Source organism: Aeromonas media (assembly GCF_000819985.1).
Taxonomy (GTDB): Bacteria; Pseudomonadota; Gammaproteobacteria; order Enterobacterales; family Aeromonadaceae; genus Aeromonas; species Aeromonas media.
Genome location: NZ_CDBZ01000227.1, coordinates 1 through 16,240, shown reverse-complemented (window position 1 = coordinate 16,240; position 16,240 = coordinate 1). Strand labels below are relative to the sequence as shown.

General features: G+C 64.2%; 17 protein-coding genes. 13 read left to right on the top strand and 4 right to left on the bottom strand.

The window, feature by feature from the left end; all coding sequences use genetic code 11:
* The first annotated feature begins 132 nt into the window (after positions 1-132).
* The 9 genes from BN1127_RS20625 (at position 133) to BN1127_RS20585 (ending at position 7,448) form a co-directional block, all read left to right on the top strand.
* The gene (locus BN1127_RS20625; RefSeq protein WP_042650698.1) at positions 133-513 is read left to right on the top strand and encodes a hypothetical protein; all 381 of its coding nucleotides are present in this window, start codon (positions 133-135) and stop codon (positions 511-513) included.
* 351 nt (positions 514-864) lie between these two features.
* On the top strand, positions 865-1,128 hold the full coding sequence (locus BN1127_RS20620; protein ID WP_005328858.1) for a BufA1 family periplasmic bufferin-type metallophore: 264 nt from the start codon (positions 865-867) through the stop codon (positions 1,126-1,128).
* Between the two features lie 61 nt (positions 1,129-1,189).
* Entirely contained in the window at positions 1,190-2,032 is an 843-nt protein-coding gene (gene bufB / locus BN1127_RS20615; protein WP_042650697.1) for an MNIO family bufferin maturase, read from the top strand.
* Positions 2,025-2,777 (top strand): HvfC/BufC N-terminal domain-containing protein, encoded by a 753-nt coding sequence (locus tag BN1127_RS20610; RefSeq protein ID WP_042650696.1) that lies wholly within the window; start codon positions 2,025-2,027, stop codon positions 2,775-2,777. Before bufB ends, BN1127_RS20610 begins: the two co-directional genes overlap by 8 nt.
* Positions 2,774-3,229 carry a DoxX family protein gene (locus BN1127_RS20605; RefSeq protein WP_042650695.1) on the top strand — a complete coding sequence of 152 codons (456 nt, stop codon included), beginning with the start codon at positions 2,774-2,776 and terminating at the stop codon, positions 3,227-3,229. The genes BN1127_RS20610 and BN1127_RS20605 overlap by 4 nt, the downstream gene beginning before the upstream one ends.
* 86 nt (positions 3,230-3,315) lie before the next feature.
* Positions 3,316-3,780 (top strand): GNAT family N-acetyltransferase, encoded by a 465-nt coding sequence (locus BN1127_RS20600; protein WP_042650694.1) that lies wholly within the window; start codon positions 3,316-3,318, stop codon positions 3,778-3,780.
* A gap of 192 nt (positions 3,781-3,972) precedes the next feature.
* Positions 3,973-5,268, top strand: a complete 1,296-nt coding sequence (locus BN1127_RS20595; protein WP_042650693.1) for a methyl-accepting chemotaxis protein — start codon at positions 3,973-3,975, stop codon at positions 5,266-5,268.
* 161 nt (positions 5,269-5,429) lie between these two features.
* Positions 5,430-5,987: a DUF3332 domain-containing protein gene (locus BN1127_RS20590; RefSeq protein WP_005328852.1), complete on the top strand. Its 558-nt coding sequence runs from the start codon at positions 5,430-5,432 to the stop codon at positions 5,985-5,987.
* Positions 5,988-6,074: 87 nt separating this feature from the next.
* Positions 6,075-7,448 carry an HD-GYP domain-containing protein gene (locus BN1127_RS20585; RefSeq protein WP_042650692.1) on the top strand — a complete coding sequence of 458 codons (1,374 nt, stop codon included), beginning with the start codon at positions 6,075-6,077 and terminating at the stop codon, positions 7,446-7,448.
* Positions 7,449-7,687: 239 nt separating this feature from the next.
* On the opposite strand, the gene mobB is transcribed toward BN1127_RS20585, so the two are convergent.
* Complete coding sequence (mobB, locus tag BN1127_RS23200) at positions 7,688-8,440, bottom strand: molybdopterin-guanine dinucleotide biosynthesis protein B (protein ID WP_042650691.1); 753 nt, start codon at positions 8,438-8,440, stop codon at positions 7,688-7,690.
* A complete protein-coding gene (mobA, locus tag BN1127_RS20575) occupies positions 8,437-9,051 on the bottom strand; it encodes a molybdenum cofactor guanylyltransferase MobA (RefSeq protein ID WP_042650690.1) in 615 nt (204 codons plus the stop codon). The genes mobB and mobA overlap by 4 nt, the downstream gene beginning before the upstream one ends.
* Positions 9,052-9,319: 268 nt before the next feature.
* Here mobA and BN1127_RS20570 point away from each other — a divergent pair, with 268 nt between their 5' ends.
* From BN1127_RS20570 to BN1127_RS20555, 4 genes are all read left to right on the top strand, one after another.
* Positions 9,320-11,029: an NAD-dependent malic enzyme gene (locus BN1127_RS20570; protein WP_042650689.1), complete on the top strand. Its 1,710-nt coding sequence runs from the start codon at positions 9,320-9,322 to the stop codon at positions 11,027-11,029.
* 381 nt (positions 11,030-11,410) lie between these two features.
* Positions 11,411-12,649, top strand: coding sequence for a uracil-xanthine permease family protein (locus BN1127_RS20565; RefSeq protein WP_041205344.1), 1,239 nt, complete (start codon positions 11,411-11,413; stop codon positions 12,647-12,649).
* A gap of 147 nt (positions 12,650-12,796) precedes the next feature.
* A complete protein-coding gene (locus BN1127_RS20560) occupies positions 12,797-13,537 on the top strand; it encodes a dienelactone hydrolase family protein (protein WP_042650688.1) in 741 nt (246 codons plus the stop codon).
* A gap of 246 nt (positions 13,538-13,783) precedes the next feature.
* On the top strand, positions 13,784-14,350 hold the full coding sequence (locus tag BN1127_RS20555; RefSeq protein WP_042650687.1) for a lipid-binding SYLF domain-containing protein: 567 nt from the start codon (positions 13,784-13,786) through the stop codon (positions 14,348-14,350).
* A gap of 72 nt (positions 14,351-14,422) precedes the next feature.
* Here BN1127_RS20555 and pgl read toward each other — a convergent pair whose 3' ends face one another.
* The gene (gene pgl, locus BN1127_RS20550; RefSeq protein ID WP_042650686.1) at positions 14,423-15,433 is read right to left on the bottom strand and encodes a 6-phosphogluconolactonase; all 1,011 of its coding nucleotides are present in this window, start codon (positions 15,431-15,433) and stop codon (positions 14,423-14,425) included.
* A 113-nt stretch (positions 15,434-15,546) separates the two neighbouring features.
* Entirely contained in the window at positions 15,547-16,176 is a 630-nt protein-coding gene (locus BN1127_RS20545; RefSeq protein ID WP_231557533.1) for a helix-turn-helix transcriptional regulator, read from the bottom strand.
* Positions 16,177-16,240 lie beyond the last annotated feature (64 nt).

The window sequence follows — 16,240 nt, the reverse complement described above, 5'->3', positions numbered from 1 at the left end:
GTATTTGGCGAGCCGGGGCGCTTTTTGTTGTCACGGGGCGGGGGGACTATAGTGCAGCGAGGCGAGGGTGCCTCGTTTGGCCCGCGTGAGTTGGGGCTAACCACAATGGATAGATGGATGGGAGTTTGTCATATGAAGCGGATCCTGATGGTGTTGAGTCTGTGTTTGACGGTGTTGGGCATGGGAATGGGGGTGGCCCAGGGCGCGACCCCTGGCGCGCAGCAGGAGTGCGAGGCCCAGGCAGCGGCCAAAAAACTGGCGGGGGCCGCCAAGACCAGCTTTGTGGGCAAGTGCGTCAAGGATGCCTCCGCCAGCGCCAAGGCGAGCCAGTGTGAGAAGGCGGCCGCCGACAAGAAGCTGGCCGGGGCTGCCAAGAACAGCTTTATCCAGAAGTGCGTGAAGACGGACGGGGCCGCTGACAAGGCGACCCAGTGCGAGAAGGCGGCGGCGGACAAGAAGCTCGCCGGGGCGGCCAAGAACAGCTTCGTGCAAAAGTGCGTCAAGACCACCTGAACCCTTGGGGGCCAGGAGTGAGCGCCTTGGGAAGATCGTCGCCCGAGGGAGGAGAGGGGCCATCGGCCCCTCTCTTGTTGTGGTGCCAGAACCGGATTGACGTGACCCCGGCGCGCCTCAGCAAGGGCTGCGAACGACGCGTTGATGAGGGACAGCAGGCGGAGCTTCACTCCGCCTCTTTTTTGATTAAATAAATATCCATTTAAAAACAATGCCTTGCTGGCTTTTTATGGGCTTTTTTTCAGGCTTTTTCAATTTGTCGGAAATCTTTTCTCCCCGGCGCCGGTTCTATTGGACGTAGCCGGATGACATGCGCCGGAGACATCACTCTCGACAATAAGGAATAGGGACATGAACGTGAAAAAGAGTACTGCCATCGCCTCTGCCATGACGGGTCTGCTGGCCCTGGGTGCCCAGTTCATCGCCGCGCCAGTCATGGCGGCGGACGACAAGGAGAAGTGCTACGGCGTGGTCAAGGCGGGCAAGAACGATTGCGCCAGCAAGGGCGGCTCCTGCGCCGGTACCGCCAAGATGGATGCCCAGGGGGATGCCTTCGTGGTGGTGCCCAAGGGCCTGTGCGAGAAGCTGGCGGGCGGGTCGCTGCAACCCAAGTAAGCCCCATGCCATGGTGTGGCACCCGCCGCACCATGGCCCCTTCCTCTGAGGGAGCCCTGCCATGAACCCACTGATCGGTATAGGTTTACGTCCCCCCCACTACGACGAGATCCGCCAGACCCTGCCCGCAGTCGGCTGGCTCGAGGTGCACAGCGAAAACTACTTCGAGCGCCACAGCAAGGGCTTCGAGGTGCTGGCCGAACTCGCCGCACACTACCCCGTCAGCCTGCACGGGGTTGGCATGTCGCTGGGCTCTGCCGACTCGCTCGATCCCGCCCACCTGCGCAAGCTGGCGGCTCTGGTGGCGACCATCTCACCGGTGCGGGTCTCCGAGCACCTGAGCTGGGGCAGCATCGGCGGGCGCTATTTCAACGATCTGCTGCCCATGCCCTACACCCGTGAGGCCCTCTCGCACATGAGCGACAAGGTTGACAGGGTGCAGCAGGCGCTGGGCCGGCAACTGCTCATCGAGAATCCCTCCTCCTATCTGCAACTGCCCGGGGAGATGGGGGAAGCTGAGTTTCTGGCCGAGCTGGCGCGGCGCAGCGGCTGCGGCGTCCTGCTCGATCTCAACAACCTTTATGTCAGCAGCATCAATCACGGCTTCGATGGCGCCGACTACCTGGCCGCCATCGACCTCCAGACGGTCGGGGAGATCCATCTGGCCGGTTTTACCGACAAGGTGTTGCCACAGGGGCACCTCTATATCGATACCCACAGCACTCCGGTGGCGCCCCCCGTGTGGGAACTCTATCGGCAGGTCTGCCAGCCGCGCGCCATCCCCACCCTGATCGAGTGGGATCAGGACATTCCACCGCTGCCGGTGCTGCTGGGGGAGGCCGGGCGTGCCGACGCCATACTGAGCGCGGCGCAGCGAAGCTCCCGGGAGGCCGCCCATGTCTGAGCTGGCCTCCCTGCAAAGCTGCTTTGCGAGCGGCCTGCTCGGCGAGGATGACACCATCCTGGCGCACCTCCAGCCGGGGCGTTTTCCTGCCGACGCCGTGCTGCAGATCTATCGCAACAACGTCATCCTCGGCCTCACCGAGGTGCTCGCCAGCAGTTATCCCGCCGTCAAGGCCATGGTGGGAGAAGCGTTCTTTGCCGCCGCCGCCCGGGGATTCGTGCTGGCCGAGCCCCTGCGGGAGGGGAGCGTCATGCACTATGGGGAGGGCTTCGGCGACTGGCTCACCCGCCTGCCGACCACCCGGGCCCTGCCCTGGCTCGGGGAGCTGGCCCGCTTCGAGTGGATGCTCGAGCGCGCCTCCCTGCTGGCGCCCGAGTCCAGGCGCTGGCCTGCCGAGCGACTCGCCGGCCTCTCTCCTGCACAGTGGGAGCAACTGGTGCTGCACCCTGCCTGCGATCTGTTGCTGCTAGAGAGCCGCCACCCCGTGCTGGCGCTCTGGCAGATGGCCCTGCACGGCGGGGAGACGGTCAGCGAGCTGGGTGCCCCGAGCTGGCTGGCGCTCAAGAAACGGCTCGGTCACAGGGTGGACCCCATCCCCCTGGATGCAACCTCCTGGCGATTGCTGCAAGGCTGCCAGCAGGGCAGGTCGCTGGCCAGCCTGCTGGTCCGGGAGCCGGCCATGGCCGAACACCTGGCCCCCCTCATCACCCTCGATCTACTGGTCGATCTGGAGCTTGCCCCATGACAACACAGACTCTCTCCAAGCCGCTTGGCCTCTTTGCCGAGCGCATCCTGCCCTGGTGCAGCGGCGCCCTGCTGCTGCTGGCCAGGCTCTGGGTCGCCGCCGTCTTCCTGCGATCCGGCTGGCTCAAGTTCACGGCCTGGGACTCCACCCTCTACCTGTTCGAGTTCGAGTATCAGGTGCCCCTGCTGCCCTGGCAGTGGGCGGCCTACGCGGGCACCGCGACCGAGCTGCTGCTGCCGCTGTTCCTGCTGGCGGGCCTTTTCACCCGCCCGGTCGCCTTGCTGCTGTTTGGCTTCAACGCCATGGCGGTCATCTCCTATCCCGCCCTGTGGGCGGGGGGCTTTCACGATCACCAGCTGTGGGGCTGGATGCTGCTGACCCTGGCGGTGTGGGGCGCAGGCCCCCTGGCGCTGGACAGCTGGCGCCTTGCCAGGGGGCGTCGCGGCCATTAATGTGGGTGCCAAATGAGTGATGGTTGGCCCCTCTTGTCATGGTGACAGGGGCAAAGAGCCCCGTCATGCCACCCGAGGAGAGAAAGATGATGGTTCGCGAGGCCCTGGCTGCCGATATTCCCGCCCTGGTGCGGCTGCGCATGGCACTGTTTTGCGAGGTGGGGGAGCTTGATGACCCGCTGGCGGATGCGGCGCTGTGGCAGGCGACCCAGGCCTATTTCAGCGCGGCGCAGGCGGATGGCAGCGCCCGCTCCTGGCTGGTGGAGGTCGAGGGCGAAGCGGTGGCGTGCGGCACCCTGGCCCTCTTCGTGCGACCGCCCTATCCGGGCAACCTGGCGGGGCACGAGGCCTATCTGCTCAACATGTACACCCGGCCTGCCTGGCGCAAGCGGGGCATGGCGAGCGCCTTGCTCGACGCCATGGCGCGCCATGCCCGGGAACAGCAACTCGGCAAGCTGTGGCTGCACGCCAGCGACGAGGGACGCCCGCTCTACGAGCGGCTCGGTTTCGTGGCCAATCCGGCCTGCCTGGAGTGGTGCCCGGCGCCCTGAGCGAGGCGCAGTGATCCGGAGAGGATTCTGCTACGTATTGGCAGCCCTTGGCGGCCTAGTCGCTTTTCTCTGCACTGCGCGCCCCCATGATCCAACGTCATCTGACCACTCATATCGAGGTTGGCGGGGCCGATACAGTCAGTGGGGTCAGGCTGTGGTGCCGATCCGGATCGTCAACGAGGTAGGAGTGTCATGTTCAATCACAAACTCAAGGCGCAGTTGCTGGCCTGTCAGACCCGGCTCGATGAGCAGCAGAGTGTCGTTGAGGCGATCAAGGATGGCGCCGCGACCATCATCTTCAGCCCGGACGGGGAGATCCTGGAGGTCAGCGAGCCCTTCCTGAGCCTGATGGGGTATGGCGCGAGCGAGCTGCTGGGGCGCCACCACCGCCTGCTCTGCCCCGAAGGCTGGACCGGCTCCACCGACTATCAGCAGTTCTGGCGCCGCCTCGCCCAGGGGGAGGCGCAGTCCGGCACCTTCGAGCGGGTCAACCGGCAGGGGGAGACGTGCTGGCTGGAGGCGAGCTATTTCCCGGTGAAGACCCAGGGCAGGGTGACCCGGGTAGTGAAGATGGCCAGCGATGTGACGGCCCGACATCAGCGGCTGCAACACATGGAGGCGCTGTCCCAGGCGCTGGACCGCTCCCGGGCCATGATAGAGTTCACCCCGAGCGGCGAGATCATCAGCGCCAACGCCAACTTCCTCGACACCATGGGCTATCGCCTGAGCGAGCTGGCGGGCAAGCATCACAGGATGTTCTGTGACGAGGCCTTCCTGCGCGAGCAGCCCACATTCTGGGAGGAGCTGGCCCGTGGCCAGTTCAAGTCAGGCCTCTTCATGCGCCACAACAGCCGGGGAGAGCCCGTCTGGCTGGAGGCCACCTACAACCCTATCCGGGACCAGCGCGGCAAGGTGGTCAGGGTCGTCAAGTTTGCCAGCGACATCACGGCCCGCATCGAGCAGAACAATGCCACCCGGGAAGCGGCCCGGCTCGCCCACAGCACAGCGCAGGAGACCCTTGGCAGCGCCGAAGCCGGGGCCGAGCTGCTGCGCGCCGTGGTCGATACCTCTTCCCTCATTGCCGCCCAAGTGGATGCGGCCATCGCCCTCATCGGTCAGCTCAACGAGCAGTCCAGGAGTATCGAGGCCATCGTCTCGACCATCAGCGCCATCGCCGATCAGACCAACCTGCTGGCCCTCAACGCGGCCATCGAGGCGGCGCGGGCGGGGGAGCAGGGACGGGGCTTTGCGGTGGTGGCCGACGAGGTGCGTCAACTGGCGGCTCGCACTTCCCTCTCCACCGGCGAGATAGCCAAGGTGGTGCAGAAGAACCGCGAGCTGACCGCCAGGGTGACCGACGACATGGCCGGGGTGGCGGGCAGCGCCGAACTCGGCAAGCAGCAAATCAGCGAGGTGGACAAGCTGATGAGCGACATCCACCGGGAGGCGAGCCGGGTTTCGCAGACGGTCTCGGCACTCTCCATCTGAGTCGTCGTCCCTGACGACACCGTCTGGCTAGATCGCCAAAAGAGTGAGCGAACGAGCACTCAAGCTGAACCTTGGCTGTACGACCCCGTCCTTGTGAATTGTGGCGCCCCGCCGCCTTGTTTAGGCTGCCGCCTCTTTTTTCAATGAGCAGGTAGAGAACAATGGCAGTACGACAGAAAGGCAGGGCCCTGGCCCTGCTGCTGGGGACGGTGGCGAGCATGGGGCTCGGCGGTTGCATGGGGCAGATGGGCCTCTCCTCCATGGTGACCAAGGGCAACCTCAGCGTGGTGGACAATCGCTACGGTCGTGCCGGTGTCTTCGTCCTGCTCTCCCCCGTCTATGGTCTGGCGGCGACGGCGGATCTGTTCGTGTTCAACACCATCGAATTCTGGTCTGGCAAGAACCCCATCACCGGCAAGTCCCCGGCGCTGGTGGATCACAAGGCCGATGCGGTGATCAAGGTCAACCAGCATCTGGATCCGGCCCTCAACAAGGTGCCGCTCGCCATGCTGCCGCAAGGGGTGCGCGAGGTGAAGGTGAGCTACCCCGACGAGCGCACGGCCCAGATGGAGATCCACTACATCGACGGCCATCGCGACATGATGCGGGGGGAGATGCGCGGCGAACTGCTGGAGATCTATCTGGACGACAAGCTGGTCTCGACCCTGACCCGCAAGCAGTTGGACGAAACGGCAAGCTCAGGCAAGGCTGACGTTTAAGTTCCTCAGGAACCTGATCTTTTCTTCTCTGGAAAGGGTATACATAAGCTGGTGGCAAGATCGCCATGACGTACAAGGAAGCAGGTTATGACGGTGAGGGGTTTGCGATTGGCAGAGTTGATTGGTTCCCTCAGCCATGCTTTGGACATGACTGAGGGTCAACCCAGAGGGCACTGCATCCGCTGTTGCTGGATAGGTTCTCGTCTGGGGGAGCGGCTGGGACTGGATGCCCGGCAACGCCACGATCTCTACTACACGCTCCTGCTCAAGGATCTGGGTTGCAGCAGCAATGCCGCCCGTATCTGCGAGCTCTACCTCACCGACGATCTTCACTTCAAGCGCGACTTCAAGCTGGTGGATGGCTCCCTCTCCGAGGTAGTCAACTTCGTGTTGGGTCATACCGGCTTGCAGACGGACCTGCTGGGGCGCTTTCGCAGCCTGTTCCATATCTTTCGCAACGGCGATCAGATAGCCAACGAACTGATCCAGACCCGCTGTCATCGGGGGGCGGACATCGCTCGCCAGCTGCGCTTCAGTGACGAGGTGGCCGCAGGCATTCTCTCCCTCGATGAACACTGGAACGGCAAGGGGCGGCCACTGCAACTGGCTGGCGAGGCGATCCCGCTCTTCTCCCGCATCGCCCTGCTCTGCCAGGTGGTCGATGTGTTTCACGCCGCCGCAGGGCCGGATGCTGCGCTCAGGGAGCTGCGCGAGCGCAGCGGCAGCTGGTTTGATCCCGCCCTGGTCAGCGAATTTGAAGCGCTGGCCGACGACGATTTCTGGCAAGGGCTGACCGACCCCAGGCTGACCGAGTGGGTCTTCGACCACCCGGCCGGTCAGGGGGAGGTGGCGCTGGATGAGGATTATCTGGACGAGATAGCGGCGGCCTTCGGTCAGGTGGTGGACTCCAAGAGTCCATACACCGCGGGCCACAGCGGCAGGGTCGCGCTCTATACCGACATCATTGCCGCTCAGATGGGACTGTCTGAATCGAGGCGGCGATGGCTCAAACGGGGTGCCCTGCTCCATGACGTGGGCAAGCTTGGGGTGAGCAACGCCATTCTCGACAAACCAGACAAGCTCAATGCGCAGGAGTGGGCCGCGGTGCAGATGCATGCCGCCTATACCGAGGAGATCCTGAGCCGGATTGGCGCCTTCGAGGAGCTGGCGCAAGTGGCGGGGGCCCATCATGAACGCCTGGATGGCAAGGGGTATCCAAAAGGGCTCAGCGCTGCGGACATCGCGCTCGAGACGCGCATCATCACCACTGCCGACATCTTCGATGCCATTACCGCCAAGCGTCCCTATCGCGGGGCCATCCCGGTGCCCCAGGCGCTGGAGATGATGGCCGAGCATCTGGGCACCGCCATCGATCCCGACTGTTTCACCGCCTTGCAGGCGGGGATCCGGGATTTTTCCATCTACCTCAGTCCCGAGCAGCCGCTGGCGCAGGCCGGTTAAGGCCTTTAGCCCCGTCATGGCCAAGCGGCCAGATGCAAAGACAGACACACCCCGCATTGCGGGGTGTGTTGTTTTGGAGCGCTGGCTGAGGGGGGAGTATTACCAGCCCAAGCAGGGGACAGGCTGGCGAGCAGCTACTGATGGCTTTAGCTCGGCAGAGTGACGCGGGCGAGCGCTGTGTTCGGGCGGCACCATCTCATGTCGGGTCGAACTTCTTGTGTGGGAGGCCGCAGCGACTGTTACTCCCCCGACAAGAGGCGGATCCGGACCCGCTCGCCGGGGGCAATGGCCGAGTTGGTGGCGCATTCGATCAGGCAGTTGGCCGCAGGCAGGGTAGAGGGCATGACAGCACTGGCCGGACGGACCAGCAAGCAGCCGTCGGCATCCTGGCTGAGGTAGCCGGGCAGGCAGGTCTCCCCCGCCGGATTGGGGATAGCCTCCTGGGCGCGGGCGAGCAGGCGCAGCGGCGGGAGAGGGGGCTGGGCGTCCCGGATGGGCAGCCGGGCACAAATGAAGTCGGCGATGGCATCCAGATCCTCGAAACGAAACTGGGGCAGCGTCGTGGCCTGAGGCCGATCGCTGATGAGGGCGACGATGTCCGGGTCATCCGGAAACAGCAGCGGCCGGCCGATGGCGCCGCGGTGCAGCTCAATCTTGGGAAAATGGCGATGCTTGAACCCCTCGATCAGCAGCAGATCGAGCTGGTTCCGGTCGAAACGTGCCAGCAGCGCCTCCAGGGGGGGCTCGCCCTCCGGGGTCTCGCAGATCAGGGCGTGGCGCCGGTCGGAGGCCGCCATCACCTGCCGGGCTCCCGCCTGGCGCAGGCGATGGCTGTCTTTGCCGGGCTTGTCCATGTCGAAGTCGTGATGGGTATGCTTGAGCACCCCGAGCCGCAGGCCACGCTGGCCGAGCAGGGGGATGAGCCGCTCCAGCAAGGTGGTCTTGCCGGTACCGCTCCAGGCGACGAAGCCGAGCAGGGGGAGGGTACTCATGGCGTGTCTCCGCCCGCCAGCAACCTCGCCTCGTAGGCGGCGAGCTCGGCCGGGCTGTTGAGATTGATGAAGGCATCCGGCGCATCGGCAAAGGGCACCACCGTCATCCGGTGGCGGGCAAACCAGGCCCCGGTCTTGCGCTCTCCCTCTGCCAGTGCCCGTTGCAGGGAGGGCAGCAGGCTGCGGTGCAGCAGGGCGACCACGGGTTGCAGGTGCTCCCCGTCGTGGGCCACCACCAGTTCGGTCTGCGGCGTCAGGGCGGCGCGAAAGCGGGCCATCAGATCCCGTGGCAGGGCGGGCCCGTCACAGGGGACAAACAGCACCCAGTCGTGGCAGGCGGCGGCCAGGCCGGCCTGCATGCCCGCCAGCGGCCCCTGGAAATCGGCCTGCGTGTCGCCGATGACGGGGGCCAGTTGCCGGTAGCGATCCTCGCTGCGGTTGGCGTTGATCAGCACCTCGTCCACCTGGGGGCGCAGGCGCTCCAGCACATGGGCTACCAGGGGCTGGCCCGCCAGGGGCACCCAGCCCTTGTCGTCGCCCCCCATGCGGGTGGCACGGCCGCCGGCCAGGATCACGGCGGAGACGGGGAAGGTGGGGTCGCTGCGGCTCATGGGGCTCCAGGGGTCTGTGAGGTGATATGCCGCGTGTTCAGCGTCTGCTCTAGCAAAGGCGCTCGCGGCATCGAATGTCTGCCGATCTTGCGCCAAGCGCCCCGCCGGGGCAAGCCCGACGGCCATGAGCCCGGCAGGAGAGGGGGCTTTGGCCGCAGGGTATGCCCAAGCTCACAAAACCGAATCCCCAAACGTCATATGATCCCCTGCAATCTGAGTCTTGCTCTCCTGCCGAATGGCAACTTCATGTAAATCAAAGAGAATGACTATGGCTACCGGACAATATCTGCTGTGGAAAGACGCACAGGGAGAGGACTTTCGCCCCGTTGCACTGACAGGCACCGATCTGCTCAACGATCGCAATCTCAACAAGGGCACCGCCTTCACCGAACAGGAGCGCGCCGATTTCGAGCTCGACGGCCTGTTGCCGCCCCAGGTACAGACCTTCGAAGCCCAGCTGGACAGGGTCTATCAGGGCTTCCTGAGCGCCTGCAGCGACATCGAGAAGTACCAGAACCTGCGGGCATTGCAGGATCGCAACGAGACCCTGTTCTACGCCCTGCTGTCGCGTCATGTGGAGGAGATGACCCCCTACATCTATACCCCGACCGTGGGCAAGGCGTGTCAGGAGTTCAGCCACCGCTTCCAGAAGCCGCGCGGCCTCTACATCACCCCGAAGAACGTCGATGACATGGGTTCGCTGGCGCGGCACATGGACGCCAAGGCGGTACGCATCATAGTGGTGACCGACAGCCAGGGGATCCTCGGCATCGGCGATCAGGGGGTGGGGGGCATGGGCATCCCCATCGGCAAGCTCTCCCTCTATACCCTGGGGGCTGGCATCCATCCCGCCTGCTGCCTGCCCATCGCGCTGGACGTGGGCACCGACAATCAGGCGCTGCTGGATGACCCCATGTACCTGGGTCAGCCCCACAAGCGCATTCGTGGCAAGGAGTACGACGACTTCATCGACAAGTTCGTGGCCGGGGTCAAGCGCCACTTCCCCAACGCCGTGCTGCAGTGGGAGGACTTCAGCAAGTCCAACGCCTTCAACAATCTGTCGCGCTACCAGCAGACGCTGCCCTCGTTCAACGACGACATCCAGGGCACCGGAGCCGTGGTGCTGGCGGGCATCATCGGCGCCGTCAAGTCTAAGGGTGAGACCCTGGGCCAGCAGAACTACCTGGTCTATGGCGCCGGGGCCGGCGGGGTCGGGGTGGCGGATCAGATCTGCGCCGGCATGATCCGCGAGGGGCTTGACCCGCAGGCGGCCCGGGATCGCATCTACATCCTGGATACCCAGGGACTGGTGTGCGACAACCGCGAGGGGCTGGACGAATACAAGCGTCGCTACGCCAAGCCGGGCCTGCTGCTGGCCCAGTGGGATCTGCAGGGCAAGGCTGGGCTGACCGAGGTGCTGCGCCACGTGCCCATCAGCGTGCTGCTTGGCACCAGCGGCGCCGGTGGCGCCTTCCAGGAGGAGCACATCCAGCTGATGCTGGCCCACTGCGAGCGCCCCATGGTGTTCCCCCTCTCCAACCCCACCGCCAACTGCGAGGCGCTGCCGGAAGACATCTATCGCTGGAGCCAGGGCCGCGCCATCGTCGCCACCGGCAGCCCGTTCAAGGACGTGGAGTTCGAGGGGCAGAGCTACCGTGTCGGGCAGGGCAACAATGTCTTCATCTTCCCCGGCGTGGGGCTGGCCGCCATCGTCAGCCAGATCCGCGAGATAAGCCCGGACATCTTCACCACCGCGGCCTTCGCGTTGGCGGAGTGCGTGGATGAGGCGGATCTCGCCCGCGGCACCGTCTACCCGAGGATCAGCGAGCTGCGCAGCATCTCGGTGCACGTGGCGACCGCGGTGCTCAAAGACATAGTGCGCAAGGATCCTTCCCACCCGCTCATCGGCCAGGATCTGCAGCAGCACCTCCTGAGCCACATGTGGGAGCCGGTCTATCTGCCCTACCGCCGGGTCTGACGGGGTGTCGAAAAACTCGACGGGGTGGCGCCAGCCACCCCGTTTTTTTGTGTCCACCGACCACAGCGGGACCATGGTCGGTGGATGCTGCACTTTTTTGAGCCCAGCTCCCGACGCAGGCGCTGGGTGATGGCCCGGGCTGAAAACCTTGTCATCACACCCGGCCAGAAAAACGATTGGCGTCGGCCACAAAAGTGCGTAAAATCGCATACTCGATGCTTGTAGCAACGAATCCCGCCTAAAAAGCCAGTTTCATGCCCTCCCCAAGCAGTAAAAGGTAACAAATGACGCCAACAGGCTCATTTCATGCCTTGAAAAAGTCTTGTGATAACTGAAAAGTGTCAATTATCCCTGTCAGTTATCAAAAAATTAAGGATACCCATGTTTTCCTTGGTCAAGCAAAGTGTCGCCGGGCTGCAAATTCTGTTTGTCGCCTTCGGTGCCATGGTTCTGGTGCCCCTGCTCACCGGATTGAACCCCTCCATGGCCCTGCTTGGCGCCGGTGTAGGCACCCTGTTGTTCCAGCTCTGCACCCGTCGCCAGGTGCCGATCTTCCTCGGCTCCAGCTTCGCCTTCATCGCCCCCATCATCTATGCCACCCAGACCTGGGGCCTGCCCTCCACCATGTTCGGTCTGTTTGCCGCCGGCTTCATGTACTTCATCCTGGCGGCCCTCATTCGCGTGCGGGGCATGGGTTTCGTGCACAAGCTGCTGCCCCCCGTGGTGATTGGTCCGGTGATCATGGTGATCGGCCTGTCGGTGGCCCAGGTGGCCTGCAACATGGCCATGGGCCGTGCCGGGGCCGAGCAGGTGGTGGCCCCTGCCACCGCGCTGACTCTGGCGGGGATTTCGCTCGCTGTCACGCTGATTGCGGCCGTGTTCTGCAAGGGGTGGATCAAGCTCATCCCCATTCTCTCCGGCGTCATCGCCGGTTATGTGGCCGCGGTGCTGATGGGTCAGGTGAGTTTCGAGGGCATGGTCAACGCCCCCTGGCTGGCGCTGCCCCACTTCGAGACCCCCGAGATCAACTGGGCTGCCGCCCTCTTCATGCTGCCGGTGGCCATCGCCCCCTGCATCGAGCACATCGGTGGCGTACTGGCCATCGGCGGTGTGACCGGGCAGGACTACACCAAGAACCCGGGCCTGCACCGCACCCTGGCCGGTGACGGCATCGGCGTCTGCTTCGCCGGTTTCATCGGTGGCCCTCCCGTCACCACCTATGCAGAAGTGACCGGCGCCGTGATGATCACCCGCAACTTCAACCCGGTCACCATGACCTGGGCCGCGGTGTTCGCCATCATTCTGGCCTTCTTTGGCAAGTTCAACGCCCTGCTCACCTCCATCCCCATGCCGGTGATGGGGGGTATCATGCTGCTGCTGTTCGGATCCATCGCCGCCATCGGTCTCAAGACCCTGGTGGAGTCCAAGGTGGATCTGGGGCTGTCCCGCAACATCGCCATCGTGGCCGTGACCCTGACAGTAGGGGTCGGCGCGCTGGAGATGAAGATAGGTGACTTCGCCCTGGCCGGTGTCGGCCTGGCCTCGGTGGCCGCGATCCTGCTGAACCTCATTCTGCCCCAGCACTCCGAAGAGGGCGCGATGGAGTCTGCCAAGGACTGAATGACGACCCGTCAGCCACTGCAATGCCAAGAGGCCACCCCAGGGTGGCCTCTTGCTTTTGTCGCTCCCGGTCGGAGGGCCTTGACTCATCGTGGCTCGGCCTGGCGACTACAATCAGGGGCGTTGTTCACAGTCAAGGAGACGAACATGAAGACGAGATGGATCCTGGCCCTGATTGGGCTCATCTGGGGGGGCGCGGCCCAGGCCGGTGCGGTGCGCTACCAGGTCGATGGTCAACCCTTCGAGGGCTATTACCTGGCCGCCGCCGACAAACAGGCGCCCTTGGTGGTGCTGGTTCATGACTGGGACGGGCTCAACGACTACGAGATCAAGCGGGCCGAGATGCTGGTGGCGCTCGGTTACAGCGTGTTCGCGGTGGACTTGTTCGGTGCAGGGATCAGGCCGACCGCCATGGAGGAGAAGAAGAAGCTGACCGGGGCGCTTTATCAGGACAGGGCCAGGATGCGCAAGCTGTTGCAGGCAGGGCTCGCCGAGGCGGGCAAACAGGGAGGGCGGCTAGACAATGCGGTGGCACTCGGCTACTGCTTTGGCGGCGCCGCCGTGCTGGAGCTGGCCCGCAGCGGCGCCAGCCTCAAGGGGGTCGTCAGCGTGCATGGGGGGCTGGAGACCCCGGCCGGACAGGACTACAAGCAGACCCGGGCCAGCTTGCTGATCCAGCATGGCAGCGCGGATCAGGCGGTGTCGCTGGGTCAGTTCGCGGCGCTCATCACCGAGCTGGAGAGCGCCGGGGTGAAGCATGAGGCGACCAGCTACAGCGGCGCTCCCCATGCCTTCAGCGTCTTTGGCTCGGACAATTACCGCAGCGATGCCGATGCCAAGTCCTGGCGGCGCTTCACCGAGTTTCTCGGCGAGGTGACCAAGGGGTAGGGCGGTGAGCGGCGGCGTGCAAGGGGTCATGCCATTCATCTGTTGCGGGGCCCCACTCCTTGCTGGCCGGGTCAGCAGAAGTTCAGTGGCGCTGGTTATACTGACGCGATGAGGGACTTGCATCTGGCCAGAGCCATGCTCCGGATGTTGAACACAAATAGCGGGTCACCGGGATAGTCCTGACTCGATTCTGGATCGGCAGAGGGCCCGTCAGCCCCCGCACATGAGATACGAAGGAGTAATGACATGCGTCTATGGACTCATATTCTGGCCGTTCTGCTGTTGGTTGGCTGTGCCAAGGGCGATACCCCCGCCGAGCAGCGCAGCCACATTCAACAGATGCGCCAGCAGACCCTCTCCACCCTGTATGGGCAGGATGGGGGCACCAGACAGGAGGTGGCAAGATCCAAGGGGTATGCCGTCTTCACCAATGTGAACAACAACCTGCTGGTACTGAGCGCCGGCAGTGGTTATGGGGTGCTTCGTGACAACCGCACCGGTCGTGACACCTACATGAAGATGGCGACCGCCGGGATGGGGATCGGCATGGGGATCAAGAAGTTCCAGGCCGTGATCATCTTCAACGATGCCGCCGCCCTGGATCGCTTCATCACCACGGGCTTCGATGCCAGTGCCCAGGCGGATCTGGCCGCCAAATCGGCGGAAGATGGCAAGGTGGTGGTCAGCGAGGCGGCCAACGCCGACTTCCAGAAGGTGAAGATGTACCAGCTCACCGAGCAGGGGCTCGCGGCGCAGGCCACCATGCAGGGCTACAAGTACTGGCCGGATGATGAACTCAACGGCACCAGATAACCTCCAACCACAGCTTGTCACTGCGCGGCGCTCATCAGAGCGCCGCGCGCATTTCTGCAGTCTTGAGGCCTGCTAGGCGGGCTTGTCCAGCCTCAGCACCCTCACCCACATCGCCCCTTCCCCCACGGGGTGGCGGGAGGAGAGGCTGAGCTCGCCCGTCTGCGCCGCGATGCGGTGTACGGCCACGCTGCGGGAGCGCTGCCCGGTGGCGATCAGATAGTGGCCGCTGTGGTCGATGGCAAAGCCACGGGGGCAGGATTCGGTCGGGAAGTGGTCAAGCGGGGTCAGGGCACCGTCCTCCTGATCAACACCAAACAGGGTCAGCAGGCTGCTGGTCCGCTCGCTGGTGAAGAGGAAACGGCCGTCCGGGGTCAGGTGCAGATCTGCTCCCCAACGCTTTCCCTGATAACCCTCGGGTAGCATGTCCAGGCTCTCCCGCGCGCTGATGCGACCGTCCGCCTCCCTGTGGTAGCGGTTGAGGGTACAGTCGAGCTCATTGAGACAGTAGAGATCCCCGTTGGTCGGGTGCAGGGTCAGGTGACGTGGCCCGGCGCCGGGGGCGGTGTGGATGTCGCCCAGAGGATGGGGGCTCAGGTGGCCATCCTCTCCCAGGGTGAAGCGGCGGATGACATCCTCCTTGAGGCAGGCGACCAGCAGCTCCTGCTCCCCGTTTTGCCCCGCCAGCCAGGTCACCGAGTGGGCGGCCATCAGCCGGTCGATGCGCTGGTGGGGTGCCAGCACCCGGCCCCCGTCATCCATGGGCGACACGCTGACGTGGTCGAAGGCGTAGGAGGCGGCGAAGAAGAGGCGCCCCGTCCCATCCGTGCAGGTGTGGGAGGCGCTGCCCGCGAGCGGGGCCGAGGAGGGCGCCCCGAGCTTGCCATCCGCGCTGATGGGGTAGCTCAGCACCCGAAAGTCGGGGCGTACTCCCGCATAGAGCCAGCGCTGGTCCGGGCTGATGACCAGGGGCTGCACCTCGCCGCCGGTCTGGACTTCCTGCAGCGGGACCAGCTCGCCCTCTTCCAGTCGAAACACATGGATCAATCCGCTCACCGGGTTGGCGACATAAACGACTTGCTGCATTGTGATCTCCTTCATGTTCTGGCGCTCATCATCGGATGATTGTTCCAGGCCAGGCAAGTAGTTGTGCAGGGTATCGTCGTCATTGGCCGGCCCTGTCTTTGTTGTGGGACGGGTTATTTTTCCAGGCTCAGCAGGTAGTTGCGCAGATTGACGCCGCGATTGGCCAGCCCCAGCTTGATGCGCACGCTGTTGCGATGATTCTCCACCGTTTTGCGCGCCACATTGAGGGCACTGGCGATCTCCTGGCTGGACATGCCGCTGCGAATGAACTCGGCCACCTGCATCTCCGAGGGGGTCAGCACCTCCAGCAGGCGTTGGTTGCCGTCGGCCTGCAGGCTCTTCTCCATGCTGGCGCGGATCAGCTCCAGGCACATCTTGAGGGCCGGATCTTGAATTTGGGTAAGTTTTTGCTCCACTTCGGGCAGGTGGCGGGCGATCAGCTGCTGATGCTGCTCACCGGGCGCCGCTCCCTGGCTGTCGCTGAGTACGGCCAGGGAGTGACCGAGTTCGTTGATGAGCCGGTGATCCTGCTCTATGCCTGAGGCGTCCTGGCTCTCGCTCGGCTTGATCTGCAGGCACCAGATGCGGGTGCCGTCCGGTCCGTCATGGGCGAAGAGCTCGAAGGCAAGATTGAGGATCTCGAAATGCAAGGTGGGCAGGTTGCCCCGGATCCGCTGGCGTATGGCCTTCAGGTAGTCGGGACCTACCAGGAACACCAGATCGTCTAGGGAAGGTGCGAACAAGTCCCTGATATGAGATCATGTTTGTCATCTGGAGCCATGAAAAAGGGTTCATCATGAGTCATCA